The sequence below is a fragment of the Streptomyces sp. NPDC048111 genome (assembly GCF_043202815.1).
Taxonomy (GTDB): domain Bacteria; phylum Actinomycetota; class Actinomycetes; order Streptomycetales; family Streptomycetaceae; genus Streptomyces.
The window spans coordinates 221985-240107 of sequence record NZ_JBIDBD010000009.1 but is presented as its reverse complement, the minus strand read 5'-3'; the positions used below and the strand labels follow the sequence as shown (position 1 = coordinate 240107).

Below are 18123 nucleotides of genomic sequence, written 5' to 3'. Positions count from 1 at the left end.
CGCCTGAACGGCGCTCGTCCTCAAACGCCGGACGGGCTGAGGTGGCCGATGCTGCCCAGCACCGAGCAGTTAAGGGGCGCGGGGAACTGCGCGAGAAGCGACCACGGTCCGCACACGACCGGGGTTAGGGGCGCGGGGAACTGCGCAAACCCCGGGCACCCCCAGCACCGCCAGGGGCGCGGGGAACTGCGCGACCAGCCACGCACGGTGCGAGACCGACAGCGGGTTTGGGGGCGCGAGGAACTGCGCGAGAAGCGACCGCGGTCCGCGCATGACCGGGGGTTGGGGGCGCGGGGAACTGCGCAACCCCGCCGCCCCAGGGACCGGGGCACAGCTCGCCCAGAGTGCGGGGGAACGGCGAAGGGCCGGTACCGGGGGAACCCGGTACCGGCCCTTGCAGCCTGCCGACGGCTACGCGCGTATCACGCGCGCAAACCCCGTCAGTTGTCGTCCTCGTCGATCAGGAACCCACGCATCGGCGAAGGAGCCTGCTGCATCGGCGACGGCCCCTGCGGCCGCACCGGCGCCATCGGCTGCGTCATCGCCGGCGACATCTGCTGCTGGCCACCGTAGGACGGCCCGCTCGGCATGGACGGCTGGCCGCCCATCGAGGGCTGGCCACCCATGGGGTGCCCCATCGCACCGGCACCGGCCGACGCCATGGACCCGCTCATCTGCGGAGCCGGCGGCAGCGACGCGGTCGCCGGGGTGCGCGGCGGGGCGAGCGAGTCGTCGGCCTGGGTCTCCAGCTGACGCAGCTGCGACTCCAGGTAGGACTTCAGACGCGTGCGGTACTCGCGCTCGAAGCCCCGCAGGTCCTCGACCTTGCGCTCCAGCGTGGCGCGAGCGGACTCCAGGGAGCCCATCGCGACGCGGTGCTTTTCCTGCGCGTCCCGCTCCAGGGCGTCCGCCTTGGCACGGGCGTCGCGCTCCAGGCCCTCGGCGCGGGACCGGGCCTCACCGACGATCTTGTTGGCCTCGGAACGGGCCTCCGCGATCGCCTGGTCGGCGGTCTGCTGCGCGAGCGAGAGCACCCGGGCGGCGCTGTCGCCACCGGGCGCCTGGGCCGGCTGTCCCATCTGCTGGCCGTGGCCGCCCATGGGGCCGCCCATCTGCTGACCCATGGGGCCCTGGCCGAGCTGGTTCTGGCCCATGGGGCCCTGACCGAGCTGGTTCTGACCCATCGGACCCTGACCCATGGGGCCCTGGCCCATCGGGTTCTGGCCCATGGGGCCCTGGCCGTGCTGGCCCTGCGGACCGTGGCCACCGGGGCCGGCGGGCAGCTGCGGCGCACCGCTGGGCAGCTGGGGCGGACCCATCTGCGGCTGCTGCTGGACCTGCGGCGGACCGGATATGGCGGCGGGAACGGGCGCGCCCGGGCCTCGGCCGTCCTGCTGCTGCTCCTGCTTGCGCATGCCCTGCTGCTGCTGGTTCTGCGCGGCGGCGCGGGTTGCGGCGGCCAGCTTGGCGCGCAGATCCTCGTTCTCGCGCAGCAGTCGCGTCAGCTCCGACTCGACCTCGTCGAGGAAGGCATCGACCTCGTCCTCGTCATAGCCTTCTCGGAGGCGGACGGTCGTGAACTGCTTGTTCCGCACGTCCTCGGGGGTCAGCGGCATCTCTTCTTCACCTCTACGTAGTCGTCGGCAGTCGGCAGGACCGTATCGTTCACAACCTGACCACGATGCTGATCAGGATGTAGACGATGATCATCAGAACGAAGAAGGACAGGTCGAGTGCCACGCCCCCGAGACGCAGCGGCGGAATGAACCGCCGCAGAAGCTTGAGCGGTGGATCGGTGACAGTGTAGGTGGCCTCAAGAATGACCACCATCGCCTTGCCGGGTTGCCATGAACGGGCGAACTGGAAGACGTAGTCCATGACGAGCCGGAAGATCAGCACGATGAGGAAGCACATCAGCGCGATGTAGACCACCTGTAGTGCGACGACCATCTCGCGCTTCCCTCTCCCCTTGCGTCAAAGCTCCGGCCTCTTGTCGGCCGGTTCGTTCCCGGTGTCGTGTCTCAGCTCTGGTTGAAGAAACCGCCCTCTGCGATGCGGGCCTTGTCCTCCGCCGTGACATCGACGTTAGCAGGAGACAGCAGGAACACCTTCTGCGTCACCCGTTCAATGCTGCCGTGCAGCCCGAAGACGAGACCGGCGGCAAAGTCGACAAGTCGCTTCGCGTCGGTGTCGTCCATCTCGGTGAGATTCATGATCACCGGAGTGCCCTCGCGGAAGTGTTCCCCGATGGTACGGGCCTCGTTGTACGTCCGCGGGTGCAGCGTGGTGATGCGGTACGGCTCCCGCTCGGACACGACCTTGGGCATGATCACCGGTGCGTTCTTCTCCAGGCTCGGGCGTTCAGGTGTGATGGACGCCACGGGTGCGATTCGCGCCGGTCGTCCGCTTTCAACCGATAGCTGAACCGGTTCTCTCGGGGCCGGAGGCTGAGCCACTCGTACCGGTTCGTCCCGTTCGTCCTGGAGCGGGGACTGGTGCGGGGGCTGGTGCCGCCGGCGGTCGCGCTCCGGTTCGGGCTCGGGTTCGAAATCGTCGTCGGGGTCGAAGCCCCGGCCGTCGTACCCATCGTCCTCCACGAGGCCGAGGTAGACCGCCATCTTGCGCATCGCGCCGGCCATGCTCAGATTCCTCCGCTCTGTGGTGGATCGCTCCTGTCGCCAAGTGGCAGCGTCATCAAGGGCCCACGATCCACGCGGTCTGCCCACCGAAGAGTGGGAATGACCATATTTTCTGCTGTGGTCCGACTTCCTCGCGACGTTACCCGAGCCGGGGTCGGACTCCGAGTACCGCCGTTCCGACGCGTACATGTGTCGCTCCGGCCGCAACGGCCTCTTCGAGGTCCGCACTCATCCCTGCTGACACCATGTTCGCAGCCGGATGGTCCGCGCGCAGGCGGGATGACAATTCCAGCAGCCGCTCGAAGGCGGCCCGTTGCCGGCCGGCGTACTCACCGGCCAGCGGCGCCACCGTCATCAGACCGTCGAGCCGGAGCCCGGGCGAGGCGGCGATCAGATCCGCCAACTCCCCGATGCCGTCCGGGGCGACGCCGCCGCGCTCACCGCGCTCCCCCGACCCGGCGTCGAGCGCGACCTGGATCAGACAGCCGGGCTCCCGTCCGGCGCGGACCGCCGCGGCGGAGAGCGCGGTGACCAGTCTGGCCCGGTCGACCGACTGCACGACATCGGCGTAACTCGCCACCGAACGCACCTTGTTCGTCTGCAACTGACCCACGAAGTGCCAGGTCAGATCGAGGTCCGCGCACTCGGCCGCCTTCGGCGCCGCGTCCTGGTCGCGGTTCTCCGCGACCTCGCGCACACCCAGTTCGTGCAACAGCCGCACGTCACTGGCGGGGTAGGTCTTGGTGACCACGATGAGGGTGACGTCCGTGCGCTCGCGCCCGGCCGCGGCGCAGGCGGAAGCGATGCGCTTCTCCACCCGGGCCAGGTTGTCGGCGAGTTCGCTCTTGCGATCCGTCATGAGTCGTCAGTCCAGCCAGACATATCCGGCGAGCCGCCCAGTGGTGCGGTCCCGGCGGTACGAGAAGTGGTCGAGTGATTCGAGGGTGCAGACCGGCGAGGCCGTACGGTCGGTGACGCCGAGGGCGGCGAGCTGCGCGTGCACTCCCGCGGTGACGTCCACGGCCGGGGTGCCCCAGCTGGTCTCGGACCAGGCGGCGGGCTCGGCCGCGGCGACCTCGGCCCGCATGTCCTCGGGCACTTCGTAGCAACGGCCGCACACGGCGGGCCCGGTGCGGGCCACGATCCGGGCCGGGTCGGCACCGAGCGAGACCATCGCGCCGACGGCGGCGGGCACCACGCCCGCCAGCATCCCGGGCCGCCCCGCGTGCGCCGACCCCACGACTCCCGCCACCGGGTCGGCGAGCAGGACCGGGGTGCAGTCGGCGGTGAGCACGGCGAGGGGGGTGCCCCGGCGGGCCGTGACCACCGCGTCCACCGCGGCCGCGTCGCCCGGGGCGAAGGGCCCCTCGACGACGGCCACCTCGCGTCCGTGCACCTGGTTCATCCAGACCACCCGGTCCGGGTCGAGCCCGAGCCGGCCCGCGGCGAGCCCGCGGTTGGTCCGCACCGCGGCGGGGTCGTCGCCGACCGCGCCGCCGAGGTTGAGCTCCTCGTACGGAACGGCGCTCACCCCGCCCCACCGGTCGGTGAAGGCGAAGTGCGCGCCGCTCACAGCGTCCTGCTCTCGTATCACTTCAGGAGACCGATTCGCCCGTCGCTTCGCTCACTTGAGGAAGTCGGGGACGTCGAGCTCCTCGGCCTGGCTGTCCGGGTAGGGACGGGCCGTCGGGATGGCCGAGGGGGCCGGGGTCTCGGCGACCGGGGCGGGCTCGACCGGGGCCGGCGGGGCCGGGGTCTCCTCGCGGGTGCCGACCGTGCCGAGCCCGCCGAGCGGACGGGCCGTCTCGGCCGGGCGCGCGGGAGCGGGCTCCTCGCGCTTGGAGGCCGAGGCCGAGCCGAGCACGGTGTCGCGGCGGGCCGGCGGCTGACCGCCGTCGAAGCCGGCCGCGATGACCGTCACGCGCACCTCGTCACCGAGGGCGTCGTCGATGACCGCGCCGAAGATGATGTTGGCCTCGGGGTGGGCGGCCTCGCTGACCAGCTGGGCCGCCTCGTTGATCTCGAACAGGCCGAGGTCGGAGCCGCCGGAGATGGAGAGCAGCACCCCGCGGGCGCCGTCGATGGAGGCTTCGAGGAGCGGCGAGGAGATCGCCATCTCGGCGGCGGCCACCGCGCGGTCGTCGCCGCGGGCCGAGCCGATGCCCATGAGGGCCGAACCGGCTTCCGACATGACCGACTTGACGTCGGCGAAGTCGAGGTTGATGAGGCCCGGGGTGGTGATCAGGTCCGTGATGCCCTGGACACCGCTGAGCAGCACCTGGTCGGCGGACTTGAACGCGTCCAGGACGCTGACCTGGCGGTCGGAGATGGAGAGCAGCCGGTCGTTGGGGATGACGATGAGGGTGTCGACCTCTTCGCGGAGTTCCGCGATGCCGTCCTCCGCCTGGTTGGCCCGGCGCCGTCCCTCGAAGGTGAACGGGCGGGTGACCACGCCGATCGTCAGGGCGCCGAGCGAACGCGCGATGTTGGCGACGACGGGGGCGCCGCCGGTGCCGGTGCCGCCGCCTTCACCGGCGGTGACGAAGACCATGTCGGCCCCCTTGAGGACCTCCTCGATCTCCTCACGGTGGTCCTCTGCCGCCTTGCGTCCGACTGCCGGGTTGGCTCCGGCCCCGAGGCCGCGGGTGAGTTCACGGCCGACGTCGAGCTTGACGTCGGCGTCGCTCATCAACAGTGCTTGTGCGTCAGTGTTGATCGCGATGAACTCGACGCCCTTGAGACCGACCTCGATCATTCGGTTGATGGCATTGACACCACCGCCGCCGACACCGATGACCTTGATGACTGCGAGGTAGTTCTGCGGTGCTGCCACGTCGAAGGCCTCTCGCCTCGAGTTACGGGTCGTCACTTCGCGGTTCCCGCAAGGTGACGACGAATGCCGATTGGGACGGTCCGTATCGCCGACCCGAACCCTAACGTTGAAGTTTAGGGTTACCAGTGTGTCTGTTCGCTGGACTCTTCCGAACAGGACACTAAGTCGACAAGTGGCGCGCGTTCAACGAACACGCCGAACCTCCCGTTTTTCTTTTCACCCTATGTGATCACCCGTGTCGCTGACCAACCAGGGTGCTGGCCAGCGCATATGTCCGTCAACTACCCGATACCGCAGGGGCGGTGGGGGCACTCACATCGAAGCGGACCGCCTTCGGCCGCGCTTTCATCAGTGCACTGAGGGTACGTCCCTTCAGCTCGCCCTCCTCGTCACTTCCCCACAGAACGCTGCGTCCGCCGGTCAACTCCAGCGTGACCGCGTCGTACGAGGAGATCCTGACGGAGCGGGTCTCCCTGGCGACGGCAGGCGGGAGTTCGCCCGTGATCCGCACGGCCTCCAGGACCAGCCGGCCGGTGCCGAAGCGGCGCACGCTCGGGGACTGCGAGAGGGTCAGTTCGAGCTGCGGAACGCCCTTGACCGGCTGCGGGACCGTGGCGAAACGCACACCGCCGTCGTCCACTTCGTCGAACTTCCCGCCGTTCTTCACGACCAGGACGGGCCGGCGTTCGGTCACCTTGAGACCGATTCCGTGCGGCCATGAACGGACGACCTCGACGGAGTCGATGCGCGGCAGCTTCTGTCGCAGCCGTGCCTCAATCCCGTCCGTATCGACGGAAATCAGCGGTGATCCGATCGGTACCGCGGCGATCGACTCGACCTCACCGGGCGTCAGAACCCGCGTCCCGGTGGTCTTCACCTGCTCGACGCGCAGCCACGTGGAGCCGTACAACAGCCAGATGAGGCCCGCCGCGAGCACGACCGCGGCGACACAGATCACCAGCAGACCGCGCCGACGCGGCAGCCGCCAGCGGCGTGCGCCCGGCGGACGGGGGCCGGACCGGCCGGACTTCGCGGAGTTCGGGGACGTCCCCCTCGGTCCGCCACCGCGCTGAGCGGTCGTCTGTCCGGCCACGGTCCCTGCCTTCCGTCCGTTGATCAGCGTCCTGCGACGGCCTCGTACACCATCTGTACGAGGAGCTGGTCGGCGTCGCGCCGCCCGAACTCGGCGGCGGAGCGCGACATCTCGTACAGGCGGTGCGGGTCGGCGAGCACCGGAAGGACGTTGCCCTGCACCCACTCCGGGGTGAGTTCGGCGTCGTCCACCAGGAGACCGCCGCCGGCCTTGACCACCGGCTGGGCGTTCAGCCGCTGTTCGCCGTTGCCGATGGGCAGCGGTACGTAGGCGGCGGGCAGTCCGACGGCGGAGAGTTCGGCGACGGTCATCGCGCCCGCGCGGCAGAGCATCATGTCGGCCGCGGCGTACGCGAGATCCATCCGGTCCACGTACGGTACCGGGACGTACGGCGGCATCCCGGGCATGTTGTCGACACGCGGCACTTCGTTCTTCGGGCCGACCGCGTGCAGGATCTGGATGCCGGAGCGCTGGAGCACCGGAGCGACCTGCTGGATCACCTCGTTGAGGCGGCGGGCGCCCTGCGAGCCGCCGGACACGAGCAGCGTCGGCAGACCGGGGTCGAGCCCGAACGCGGCGCGCGCCTCGGGCCGGACCCGGGCCCGGTCCAGGGTCGCGATCGAGTAGCGCAGCGGGATGCCGATGTAGCGGGAGTTGCGCAGCTTGCTGTCCGGGGTCGCGACCGCGACGCCGGCCGCGTACCGCGAGCCGATCTTGTTGGCGAGGCCCGGCCGGGCGTTGGCCTCGTGGACCACGATCGGCACCCCGAGCCGCTTGGCGGCGAGGTAGCCGGGCAGCGCCACATAGCCGCCGAAGCCGACCACGCAGTCGGCCTTGGTGCGCTCCAGGATCTGCTCGGCGGCCTTGATGGTGCCGCGCAGCCGCCCGGGGACGGTGATCAGTTCGGGGGTGGGCCTGCGGGGCAGCGGGACGGCCGGGATGAGCGCGAGCTCATAGCCGCGCTCGGGCACGAGCCGGGTCTCCAGACCCTTCTCCGTGCCGAGTGCCGTGATCCCCACGGTGGGGTCCTGCCTGCGCAGGGCATCCGCGAGGGCGAGCGCGGGCTCGATGTGGCCGGCGGTCCCCCCACCGGCGAGTACGACATGCACCGAAATTCACCGCTCTCCGGACGGACGCTTCTTGACGCGCCGTCTCATCGACTTCCAACTCACCCGAGGCTGCCGCATGGCAAGCGCCGCCCGCGCCGCGGGGTCGTCCCGCGCGAACGCGATCAGCAGCCCCACGGCGAACATGGTCGGCAGCAGCGCGGACCCTCCGTAGGAGAACAGCGGGAGCGGGACACCGGCGATCGGCAACAGGCCGAGCACCGCACCGATGTTGATCACGGCCTGGGCCACGATCCAGGTGGTCACGCCTCCCGCGGCGTACCTCACGAAGGGGTCCTCCGTGCGTCCGGCCACGCGGATACCCGCATAGCCTAGAGCCGCGAAGAGGGCGACGACCGACAGCGTCCCCGCCAAGCCCAGTTCCTCACCGGTCACGGCGAAGATGAAGTCCGTGTGGGGCTCGGGGAGTTGACCCCATTTCTCCACACTCGCACCCAGGCCGGATCCGAACCAGCCGCCGGAGGCGAGGGCGTAGATTCCGTGCACGGCCTGCCAGCACTGGTCCTGTGGTCCCGGGTCGGTGGCGCCGATGCAGTCGAGCCGGCCCATCCGGTGCGGGCTGATCTTGATGAAGAGGGCGGCGAGCGTGCCCGCGACGGCGAGCACCCCCGCGAACAGCCGGGTGGGGGCGCCGGCCAGCCAGAGCAGGCCGAACAGGATGGCCGTCAGGATGATCGTGGTGCCCATGTCGCCGCCGAGCATGATGAGCCCGAGCAGTACGAAGGCGACCGGGACGAGCGGGACCAGCATGTGCTTCCACTCGGTCAGCAGTCGCTTGTCCTGCTTGCGGGCGAGCAGGTCGGCGCCCCACAGGAGCAGGGCCAGCTTGGCGAATTCGCTGGGCTGGAGCTGGAACGGACCGCCCAGATAGATCCAGTTCTGGTTGCCGTTGACCGATTTCCCTATCCCGGGCACCTGCACGAGGACCAGCAGGAAGACCGTGCCGGCCAGTATCGGATAGGCCAGCGCCCGGTGGAGCTTGGCCGGCATCCGGGCGGCTGCGATCATGAGGCCGCCGCCGATGAGGGCCGCGAGGAACTGCTTGCGGAAGAAGTACGAGCCCGGCAGGGACAGTTCGAGCGCCTTGATCATCGAGGCGGAGTAGACCATCACGAGGCCGAGCACGGTGATGAGCAGGGCGCTGCCGAGGATCAGGTAGTACGCCGTCAGCGGCCGGTCCCAGGCCCTCCTGGCCTGCTCCACCAGGCGTCGGGGGCCGCGCGGTCCGGGCCGCCGGGGAGCGCCGGAGGAGCCGCCGCGGACGGCCGGGCCGCGGACGGGCCCCGCGGTGCGGCTGCGCAGCAGGAGGCCGGCACGGGCGAGCGTCCCGCGCGGGCCGCCCCCGGAGCCGCCAAGAACATCGGCCGCCATGTGTGCTGTCCCCTCCAGTCGTGCCCGGCGCCGGCCGGTCCGCGGAACGGGTGGTCCGGCTAGGCGCGCCCTCGGGCGAGTTCACGGACCGCGTCCGCGAAGGCCTCGCCGCGCTTGTTGTAGTTCGCGAACATGTCCATCGAGGCGCAGGCCGGGGCCAACAGGACGGTGTCCCCCGGCCGGGCGAGCGCCGCCGCCTCGCGGACCGCCGCCGACATCGCCCCAGTGTCGGTCCGGTCGAGGTCGACCACCGGGACCTCGGGGGCGTGTCGCGCCAGGGCTTCGGCGATGAGGTGGCGCTCGGCGCCGATCAGGACGACCCCGCGCAGCCGCTTCGCGGAGCGCTGCACGAGCTCGTCGAAGGAGGCGCCCTTGGCGAGTCCGCCGGCGATCCAGACGATCGGGTCGTACGCCGCCAGGGAGGCCTCGGCGGCATGGGTGTTGGTGGCCTTGGAGTCGTCGACGTAGGCGACCGAGGCCACGTCGGCGACGTGCTCGATGCGGTGGGCGTCGGGACGGAAGGCCCGCAGTCCGTCGCGGACGGCCTTCGCCTCGACGCCGAAGGCGCGCGCGAGGGCCGCGGCGGCGAGCGCGTTGGCGATGTTGTGCGGGGCCGGCGGGTCGACGTCGGCGACCTCGGCCAGCTCCTGGGCGTTCTTCTGCCGGTTCTGCACGAAGGCCCGGTCCACCAGGATGCCGTCGACCACGCCGAGCTGGGAGGGGCCGGGGGTGGCGAGGGTGAAGCCGATGGCACGGCAGCCCTCCTCCACGTCGGCCTCGCGCACCAGGTGCTCGGTCGCCTCGTCCTCGGCGTTGTAGACGCAGGCGACGGTGTTGCCCTCGTAGACGCGGCCCTTGTCGGCGGCGTACGCCTCCATGGAGCCGTGCCAGTCCAGGTGGTCCGGCGCCAGGTTGAGCACCGCGGCCGAGTGGGCGCGCAGCGAGGGCGACCAGTGCAGCTGGTAGCTGGAGAGCTCGACGGCGAGCACGTCGTACTCCTCGTCGCCGAGGACCACGTCGAGCAGCGAGACGCCGATGTTGCCGACGGCGGCGGTGCGCAGGCCCGCCGCCTGGAGGATCGAGGCCAGCATCCGGGTGGTGGTGGTCTTGCCGTTGGTGCCGGTGACCGCGAGCCAGGGGGCCGGGGTGCGGCCGTCCAGGTCGCGCAGCCGCCAGGCCAGTTCCACGTCGCCCCACACCGGCACGCCCGCCTCGGCCGCCGCCGCGAACAGCGGCTTGTCGGGCCGCCAGCCGGGCGTGGTGACGATCAGTTCGGTGCCCTCCGGCAGGGTGTCCCCGTCGCCGAGGCGCACGGTGATGCCCTGCGCCTCCAACTCCGCGGCCTGGGCGCGCGAGCGCTCGTCGGCCCCCTCGTTGACGACGGTGACGGCGGCGCCGAGCCCGTTCAGGACCCGGGCCGCCGGCATTCCGGAGACGCCGAGGCCGGCCACCGTCACGCGCTTGCCCTGCCAGGTGGTGCTCACTTGTCGGCTGCCCATCCCGCGTAGAAGAGACCAAGGCCCACGATCACGCACATGCCCTGGATGATCCAGAACCGCACCACGACAAGGACTTCGGACCACCCCTTGAGTTCGAAGTGGTGCTGGAGCGGCGCCATGCGGAAGACGCGCTTGCCGGTCATCTTGAACGAGCCGACCTGGATGACCACCGACATCGTGATGAGCACGAACAGGCCGCCGAGGAGCGCGATGAGGAACTCCGTGCGGGAGCAGATCGCGAGGCCGGCGAGCGCGCCGCCGAGCGCGAGCGAACCGGTGTCACCCATGAAGATCTTGGCGGGCGAGGTGTTCCACCACAGGAAGCCGAAGCAGGAGCCCATCAGGGCCGAGGCGACGACCGCGAGGTCCAGCGGGTCGCGCACCTCGAAGCAGGCGTTGGGGTTGGTCAGGGTCTGCGCGTTGGCGCAGGACTCCTGGAACTGCCACAGGCCGATGAAGGTGTACGCGCCGAAGACCATCACGGAGGCGCCGGTGGCCAGGCCGTCCAGACCGTCGGTCAGGTTCACGCCGTTCGACATGGCGAGGATCATGAACAGCGCCCACACCACGAAGATGACGGGTCCGATGGACCAGCCGAAGTCGTTGATGAACGACAGCTTGGTGGAGGCGGGCGTGTTGCCGCGGGCGTCGGCGAACTGGAGGGCGAGCACCGCGAAGGCGATGCCGACGATCAGCTGCCCGGCCATCTTGGCCTTGGCCCGCAGGCCGAGCGAACGCTGCTTGACGATCTTGATGTAGTCGTCGAGGAAGCCGACCAGACCCATGCCCGCGGTCAGGAACAGCACCAGCAGGCCCGAGAAGGTCGGGTCCTCGCTGGTGATGACCTTGGTCAGGGCGTACGCGATCAGCGTGGCCAGGATGAAGGCGATGCCACCCATGGTGGGCGTGCCCTTCTTCCCGGCGTGGCCGCGCGGACCGTCGTCCCGGATGAACTGGCCGTAGCCCTTGCGGGCCAGGAGTTTGATGAGCAGCGGGGTGCCGACCAGGGTCAGGAACAGACCGATGGCTCCCGCGAAGAGGATCTGCCTCATCGGGCGGCGACCTCACCCTCGACGGCGTTGTCGAGCAGCGCCAGTGCCACCCGCTCCAGGCCGATCGACCTGGATGCCTTCACCAGCACGACGTCTCCCGGCCGCAGTTCACTGCGCAGCAGGTCGACGGCCGCCTGTGCGTCGGACACGTGCACCGACTCCTCACCCCACGAACCCTCGTTATATGCGCCCAGTTGCAGCCAGGACGCCTCCCGGCCCCCGACTGCCACGAGCTTGCTGACGTTGAGCCGGACGGCGAGCCGTCCGACCGCGTCGTGCTCGGCCAGCGAGTCGTCGCCGAGCTCGGCCATCGGACCGAGCACCGCCCACGTCCTTCCCCCCTCGGCCCGTGAGGCCTGGCCCATGGCCACGAGCGCGCGGAGAGCGGCTCGCATGGACTCGGGGTTCGCGTTGTAGGCGTCGTTGACGACGGTCACACCGTCCGGACGCTCGGTGACCTCCATACGCCAGCGGGAGAGGGTGCCCGCCTCGGAGAGCGCGCGGGCGATCTCGTCTGCGGACATGCCCAGCTCATGGGCGACGGCGGCCGCGGCGAGCGCGTTCGACACGTGGTGCTCACCGTACAGGCGCAACGTCACATCACCGCACCCGGAGGGTGTGTGAAGGCTGAAGGAGGGCTGCCCGGCCGCGGTGAGCCGGACGTTCTCGGCCCGTACGTCGGCGTCCTCGGCCTCGCCGAAGAGCAGGACGCGCGCCGTGGTGCGCGTCGCCATGGCCCGGACGAGGGGGTCGTCGGCGTTCAGGACGGCGCAGCCGCTCTCGGGCAGCGACTCGACCAACTCGCCCTTGGCCAGGGCGATCTGCTCCTTGCCGCCGAACTCGCCGATGTGGGCGCTCCCGACGTTCAGGACGAGCCCGATCGTGGGCGGGGTCAGACCCGTGAGGTAGCGGATGTGGCCGATGCCGCGGGCGCCCATCTCCAGGACCAGGTGCCTGGTCTCGGCGGTGGCGGTGAGCGCGGTGAGCGGCAGGCCGATCTCGTTGTTGAGGGAGCCCGGTGTGAAGACCGTCGGCGCGTGGCGCTGGAGCACCTGCGCGATCAGGTCCTTGGTGGACGTCTTGCCGGACGAGCCGGTCAGGGCGACGACTTCGGTGCCGAGCCGGCGCACGACGTCGCGGGCCAGCGCGCCGAGCGCGGCCTGCACGTCCTCGACGACGATCGCGGGCACGCCGACCTGACGGGCCGCCAGGACCACCACGGCGCCCGCCTCGACGGCGCGCCGGGCGTAGTCGTGGCCGTCCACGTTCTCGCCGGCGAAGGCCACGAAGAGCGAACCGGCCGCCACCTGGCGGGAGTCGATGACGACGGGGCCGGTGACCGTGACGGACGGATCCGGTATGTCGTGCGGCTGCCCGCCGACGATGGCGGCGATCTCGGCCAGTGAGAGGGCGATCACTACTTCATCCCTGACTTTTCTGGATGGCGGCGCGGAGGACCAGGCGGTCGTCGAAGGGGCGTACCACTCCGTGGATGTCCTGGCCCTGTTCATGGCCCTTGCCCGCGACGAGCACGGTGTCGCCGGGTTCGGCCCGGGCGACGGCCGAAGCGATGGCGGCGGCCCGGTCCTCGAAGACCTGGACCTCGCCGCGCTCGTGGGCCGGCACCTCGGCGGCGCCGGCGAGCATCGCGGCGAGGATCGCGAGCGGGTCCTCGGAGCGGGGGTTGTCGGAGGTCAGCACGGCGGTGTCGGCAAGGCGCGCGGCGGCGGCGCCCATCGGGGCCCGCTTGGTCTTGTCGCGGTCGCCGCCGCAGCCGAGGACGATGTGCAGCTTGCCCTCGGTGACCTTGCGCAGCGAGCGCAGGACCGATTCGACGGCGTCCGTCTTGTGGGCGTAGTCCACGACGGCGAGGTAGGGCTGGCCCGCGTCGACCCGCTCCAGGCGGCCGGGCACGCCGGGCACGGCGGCCACGCCGTCGGCGGCGGTCTGCGGGTCGATGCCCGCGACGGCGAGCGTGACGATCGCGGCGAGGGTGTTGGCCACGTTGAACGGGCCGGGCAGCGGCGCGGTCGCGGAGACCCGCACGCCCTCGGGGCCGGTCACCGTGAAGGTGCTGCTGTCCTGGCGCACCTGGACGTCCTCGGCCCGCCAGTCGGCGTCGGGGTGGCCCTCGGCGGAGTACGTGGTGATCTCGATGCCGGCCTCCTTCACGAGGCGCCGGCCGTACTCGTCGTCGAAGTTGACCACGCCGCGCTTGGCCCGCTCGGGGGTGAACAGGCGGGCCTTGGCCTGAAAGTAGTCCTCCATGCCGGAGTGGAACTCCATGTGCTCCGGGCTCAGGTTGTTGAAGACGGCGACGTCGAAGACGCATCCGTCGACCCGGCCGAGCACCAGGGCGTGGCTGGAGACCTCCATGGCGACCGAGTCGACGCCGCGCTCGCGCATGACCGCGAACAGCGCCTGGAGGTCGGTGGCTTCGGGGGTGGTGCGCTCGGACTTGATGCGCTCGTCCCCGATGCGCATCTCGACCGTGCCGATCAGGCCGGTCGCGTGGCCGGCGCCGCGCAGGCCGCCCTCGACGAGGTAGGCGGTGGTGGTCTTGCCCGAGGTTCCGGTGATGCCGATCTGGAGCAGGTCGCGTCCGGGGTGGCCGTAGATCTCGGTGGCGAGCTCGCCCATCCGGCCCCGCGGGTCGCCCGCCACCAGGACCGGCAGGCCGGTCGCCGCGGCGCGTTCACGGCCCGCCGGGTCGGTCAGCACGGCGACCGCGCCCAGGCTCGCGGCCTGGGCGGCGAAGTCGGCGCCGTGCGTATGGGCGCCCGGCAGCGCGGCGTACAGGTCGCCGGGGCGCACGGCCCGGGAGTCGTGCGTGATGCCGGTGACCTCTCCCGGGCCGGGGGCGGCGGTCCCCAGGCGTTCGGCCAGCGCGCCGAGCGAGGTCGGACGGGCCTGTTCCGGTCGGGGCGCTCCCGGCTGTTTGGCGGGGGCGTCCGGCTGGGCGGTTCGGTACTGATCAGCGTGTGGCACGGCGGTGAGCGTACCGGGCCCACCCTCCGGGTCGCCAAAAGAGGGGGGCACGGCGTCCTGGGTCCCGTCGTGGTTCCCAGGGCCCTGGGTGATGGTTGTCACTGGGGTTCCGGATTTCAGTCGTTGCCGCCGAAGGTGACGGGCAGGTTGGGCGGCTGGGCTCCGCTCGGCGGGATCTGGAGGGTCTTGAGGGCGAACTCCATGACCTGCTTGTAGATGGGTCCGCAGATCTGGCCGCCGAAGTAGCTGCCCTTGGTGGGGTTCTGGATGGCGCAGTAGACGGTGATCCTGGGATTGTCGGCGGGCGCGAACCCGGCGAAGGACGCGGTGTAGCCCTTGTAGGTACCGGTCTTGGGGTCGACCCGGTTGGCGGTGCCGGTCTTGCCCGCGACCCGGTAGCCGGGGATCGCCGCCTTGGTTCCGGTGCCCTCGGCGTCGCCGACGACCGATTCGAGCATCTGGGCCAGTGTCTTGGCGGTCTTCTCGCTGACCACCCGCGTCTGGCGGGGCGCGGGCGCCGGCGTGAAGCGCCCGTCGGGGCCCTTGGTACCGCGCACCAGCGTCGGCTCGACGCGTACGCCGCCGTTGGCGATGGTCGAGTACACCGATGCGGCCTGCATGGCGTTGAGCGAGAGGCCCTGGCCGAAGCGCACCGTGTACTGCTGCGAGGTCGACCACTTGTTCACGGGCGCGAGGATGCCCGGGGTCTCCCCGGGGAAGCCGAGTCCGCTGGGCAGGCCGATGCCGAACTTGCGCAGGTACGAGTACAGGACCTTGTCCGCCTGCGCGTCGGTCTTGCCCAGCTGTTCGACGGCCAGGATCGTGCCGATGTTGCTGGACTTGGCGAGCACGCCGTTGAGGGTCAGGTTCCAGGTGGCGTGGTCGACGTCGTCCTTGAAGAGGCGGTCGCCGCGCTGGAGCCGGTTGGGCACCACCACGTGCGTGTCGGGCGCGGCGACGCCTTCCTCCAGGACGGCGGCCATGGACATGACCTTGGCGGTGGAGCCCGGTTCGAAGGCGTCCTGGAGCGCCGGGTTGCCCAGGACGGCCGCGTTGGCCTGGGCGATGTTGTTGGGGTCGAAGCCGGGCGCGTTCGCCATGGCCAGGACCTCGCCGGTGTCGGACCGCTGCACTATGACGTACCCGCGGTCGGCGTGGGACTCGGCGACCTGGTCGGAGATCGCCTTCTGCGCCATCCACTGGATGTCCCGGTCGATGGTCAGCTCGACGTCGGAGCCGGGCACGGCCGGGGTCTCGTGGGTGCCCGCCGTGGGCACCCGCCGGCCGCCCGACTGGGCGTAGGAGATCTTGCCGTCGGTGCCGGCCAGTTCCTTGTTGAGCGAGGACTCCAGGCCCCCGCCGCCCTTGCCGTCGGCGTTGACGTAGCCCAGTATCCCGGCGGCGAGGTCCCCGTTGGGGTACACCCGCTTGGTGCTGGACTCGTTGAGGACGCCGGCCAGGACGTTGGCGCCGGGGCCCCCCTTGGCCCGGTCGGCCGACGCCTTCTCGCCCAGGACCTTCTTCAGGTCCTTGATCTGGTTCCAGACCTGCGGGGTCTGGCGCCGGGCCAGCACCACGTAGCGGGTCTTGGGCGTCTTGAGCTTCTTGGTGAGCTCGGCCTGGTCCTTGCCGGTCAGGGGCGCGAGCAGGGCGGCGGCCTGCTCGGGGGCGTCCGGAATCTTGGTGGAGCCGGGGGTGAAGAGGGTGGGGTCGGCGGTGATGTCGTACGCGTCGACGCTGGTGGCGAGCGCGACGCCGGCCCGGTCGGTGATCCGGCCGCGCTCGGCGGGCAGCGCGTAGCTGGCGTACCGGTTCTTGTCGGCCTTGGCCGCGTACGCGCTGGCATCGACGGCCTGCACCTGGAGCAGGCGCACCACGAAGGCCAGCATGACCAGGGTGAGTCCGAGGCTGACCAGGCGCAGGCGCGGCCGGTGGCTGCCGAGCTTGAGCTTCTTGGCGGTCGCGGGGCGGCGGGCGGGGGGACGGGAGCGCGCGGGCGGGGGCACCCGTCGGCGCGGCGCTTCCTTGGGGCTCACTGCGTCACCTGCCGGGGGCCGGGGCCGGCGAGGTCTTCGCCGGCCGGCTGGGTCGGGGGGCCGGGGTGTGGTGCTGCTTGGGGTGCGGCGCGGGGGCCTGGCCCTGGGCCGGGGCCAGCGGCGCGGGCTCGGCGGCCTCGGCGGGCGAGGGCTCGCCGGCCGGGGTGGGGACGCCCTTGACGGTGCCGTCGGGGCCGAGGAAGACGGGGTTGCCGCCGGGCACCATGCCGAGGTCACCGGCCCGGCGCGACAGGGCGTCGGGGGCGGACAGGTCGTCCACGTCCCGTTGCAGCGCCTGCTGTTCGTCGGTGAGTTCGGTGGTCTGCCGGCGGTACTCGCTGAGTTTGAACGAGCCCGCGTTGAGGGCCGAGTTCAGCACCAGGAGGGTGATGAGCCCGCCGCCGAGGAGGGCGACGACGAGGAGCACGAACGGGGTGCGGGCGGCACTGTTGGCCCCCTGCGACGGCATCAGCCTGCCGAGCCGCGCGGCCGTGCCGCGCAGCTGCCTGGCCGGTTTGCTCACACGTCCTCCCTGATCCGCTGGACCCCCCGGAGCCGGGCGGGGGCCGCGCGCCGGTTCTCGGCGACCTCCTCCTCCGTGGGGAGTTCGGCACCGCGGGTGAGGAGCTTGAGCCGCGGCTGGTAGCGCTCGGGCACCACCGGGAGCCCGGGCGGCGCGGTGTTGGCGGCGCCGGCCGCGAACACCTGCTTGACGATCCGGTCCTCCAGGGACTGGTAGGAGAGCACCGCGACGCGGCCGCCCACCGTGATGGCCTCGACGGCGGCCGGGATCGCCCGTTCCACGCTGGCGAGTTCGCCGTTGACCTCGATGCGCAGCGCCTGGAAGGTGCGCTTGGAGGGGTTGCCGCCGGTGCGCTTGGCGGCCTGCGGCAGCGAGTCGCGGATGAGTTCCACGAGCCGGGCGCTGTTGGTGAACGGCTCCTTCTCGCGCTCGCGCACGATCGCCGAGACGATGCGCTTGGCCTGCTTCTCCTCGCCGTACGCCCGCAGGATGCGGACGAGTTCGCCGGCCGGGTAGGTGTTGAGCACCTCGGCGGCGCTCATGCCCGTCGACTGGTCCATGCGCATGTCCAGGGGCGCGTCCTGGGCGTAGGCGAAGCCCCGGTCGGCCTCGTCGAGCTGCATGGAGGAGACGCCGAGGTCGAACAGGACGCCCTGGACGCGCGGGGTGCCGAGACGTTCCAGTACGTCGGGGAGCTCGTCGTAGACGGCGTGCACCAGGGTGGCGCGCTCCCCGAACGGGGCGAGGCGCTCGCCGGACAGGCGCAGGGCCTCCTTGTCGCGGTCCAGCGCGATCAGGCGTGCCTCGGGGAACCGGGTGAGCAGGGCCTCGCTGTGGCCGCCGAGGCCGAGGGTGCAGTCGACGACGACCGCTCCCGGCTCGGTCAGGGCCGGGGCCAGCATGTCCAAGCATCGCTGGAGCATGACGGGGACGTGTCGCTGGCTCAAAGCCGCCCTCTCAAG

General features: G+C 71.2%; 16 protein-coding genes. All 16 read right to left on the bottom strand.

Annotated elements, in window-relative coordinates:
* Window positions 1-440 precede the first annotated feature (440 nt).
* The 16 genes from ACGF3I_RS18320 to rsmH all read right to left on the bottom strand — a co-directional run bounded on the left by ACGF3I_RS18320 (window position 441) and on the right by rsmH (window position 18108).
* Window positions 441-1616 (bottom strand): DivIVA domain-containing protein, encoded by a 1176-nt coding sequence (locus ACGF3I_RS18320; RefSeq protein WP_393133172.1) that lies wholly within the window; start codon window positions 1614-1616, stop codon window positions 441-443.
* Window positions 1617-1665: 49 nt separating this feature from the next.
* Entirely contained in the window at window positions 1666-1950 is a 285-nt protein-coding gene (locus ACGF3I_RS18315; RefSeq protein WP_393133170.1) for a YggT family protein, read from the bottom strand.
* 71 nt (window positions 1951-2021) lie between these two features.
* Window positions 2022-2639 (bottom strand): cell division protein SepF, encoded by a 618-nt coding sequence (locus ACGF3I_RS18310; RefSeq protein WP_393133168.1) that lies wholly within the window; start codon window positions 2637-2639, stop codon window positions 2022-2024.
* A 139-nt stretch (window positions 2640-2778) separates the two neighbouring features.
* Window positions 2779-3498 (bottom strand): YggS family pyridoxal phosphate-dependent enzyme, encoded by a 720-nt coding sequence (locus tag ACGF3I_RS18305; protein WP_393133166.1) that lies wholly within the window; start codon window positions 3496-3498, stop codon window positions 2779-2781.
* Between the two features lie 6 nt (window positions 3499-3504).
* Window positions 3505-4212, bottom strand: coding sequence for a peptidoglycan editing factor PgeF (pgeF, locus tag ACGF3I_RS18300; protein ID WP_393133164.1), 708 nt, complete (start codon window positions 4210-4212; stop codon window positions 3505-3507).
* A 51-nt stretch (window positions 4213-4263) separates the two neighbouring features.
* Window positions 4264-5472 (bottom strand): cell division protein FtsZ, encoded by a 1209-nt coding sequence (ftsZ, locus tag ACGF3I_RS18295; RefSeq protein WP_393133162.1) that lies wholly within the window; start codon window positions 5470-5472, stop codon window positions 4264-4266.
* 277 nt (window positions 5473-5749) lie between these two features.
* The gene (locus ACGF3I_RS18290; protein WP_393133160.1) at window positions 5750-6565 is read right to left on the bottom strand and encodes a cell division protein FtsQ/DivIB; all 816 of its coding nucleotides are present in this window, start codon (window positions 6563-6565) and stop codon (window positions 5750-5752) included.
* A 23-nt stretch (window positions 6566-6588) separates the two neighbouring features.
* A complete protein-coding gene (gene murG / locus ACGF3I_RS18285) occupies window positions 6589-7674 on the bottom strand; it encodes an undecaprenyldiphospho-muramoylpentapeptide beta-N-acetylglucosaminyltransferase (protein WP_393133158.1) in 1086 nt (361 codons plus the stop codon).
* A 6-nt stretch (window positions 7675-7680) separates the two neighbouring features.
* The gene (gene ftsW / locus ACGF3I_RS18280) at window positions 7681-9063 is read right to left on the bottom strand and encodes a putative lipid II flippase FtsW (RefSeq protein WP_393133156.1); all 1383 of its coding nucleotides are present in this window, start codon (window positions 9061-9063) and stop codon (window positions 7681-7683) included.
* A 59-nt stretch (window positions 9064-9122) separates the two neighbouring features.
* Window positions 9123-10562 carry a UDP-N-acetylmuramoyl-L-alanine--D-glutamate ligase gene (gene murD / locus ACGF3I_RS18275; protein WP_393133154.1) on the bottom strand — a complete coding sequence of 480 codons (1440 nt, stop codon included), beginning with the start codon at window positions 10560-10562 and terminating at the stop codon, window positions 9123-9125.
* The gene (gene mraY / locus ACGF3I_RS18270; RefSeq protein ID WP_393133152.1) at window positions 10544-11614 is read right to left on the bottom strand and encodes a phospho-N-acetylmuramoyl-pentapeptide-transferase; all 1071 of its coding nucleotides are present in this window, start codon (window positions 11612-11614) and stop codon (window positions 10544-10546) included. The genes murD and mraY overlap by 19 nt, the downstream gene beginning before the upstream one ends.
* On the bottom strand, window positions 11611-13032 hold the full coding sequence (gene murF, locus ACGF3I_RS18265) for a UDP-N-acetylmuramoyl-tripeptide--D-alanyl-D-alanine ligase (RefSeq protein ID WP_393133150.1): 1422 nt from the start codon (window positions 13030-13032) through the stop codon (window positions 11611-11613). Before murF ends, mraY begins: the two co-directional genes overlap by 4 nt.
* A gap of 4 nt (window positions 13033-13036) precedes the next feature.
* Window positions 13037-14704, bottom strand: coding sequence for a UDP-N-acetylmuramoyl-L-alanyl-D-glutamate--2,6-diaminopimelate ligase (locus tag ACGF3I_RS18260; protein ID WP_393133148.1), 1668 nt, complete (start codon window positions 14702-14704; stop codon window positions 13037-13039).
* A gap of 14 nt (window positions 14705-14718) precedes the next feature.
* Window positions 14719-16638 carry a peptidoglycan D,D-transpeptidase FtsI family protein gene (locus ACGF3I_RS18255; RefSeq protein ID WP_393133146.1) on the bottom strand — a complete coding sequence of 640 codons (1920 nt, stop codon included), beginning with the start codon at window positions 16636-16638 and terminating at the stop codon, window positions 14719-14721.
* 4 nt (window positions 16639-16642) lie between these two features.
* Window positions 16643-17161 carry a hypothetical protein gene (locus tag ACGF3I_RS18250; RefSeq protein ID WP_393133144.1) on the bottom strand — a complete coding sequence of 173 codons (519 nt, stop codon included), beginning with the start codon at window positions 17159-17161 and terminating at the stop codon, window positions 16643-16645.
* Window positions 17158-18108 carry a 16S rRNA (cytosine(1402)-N(4))-methyltransferase RsmH gene (gene rsmH, locus ACGF3I_RS18245; protein WP_393133142.1) on the bottom strand — a complete coding sequence of 317 codons (951 nt, stop codon included), beginning with the start codon at window positions 18106-18108 and terminating at the stop codon, window positions 17158-17160. The genes ACGF3I_RS18250 and rsmH overlap by 4 nt, the downstream gene beginning before the upstream one ends.
* Between the last annotated feature and the right edge of the window lie 15 nt (window positions 18109-18123).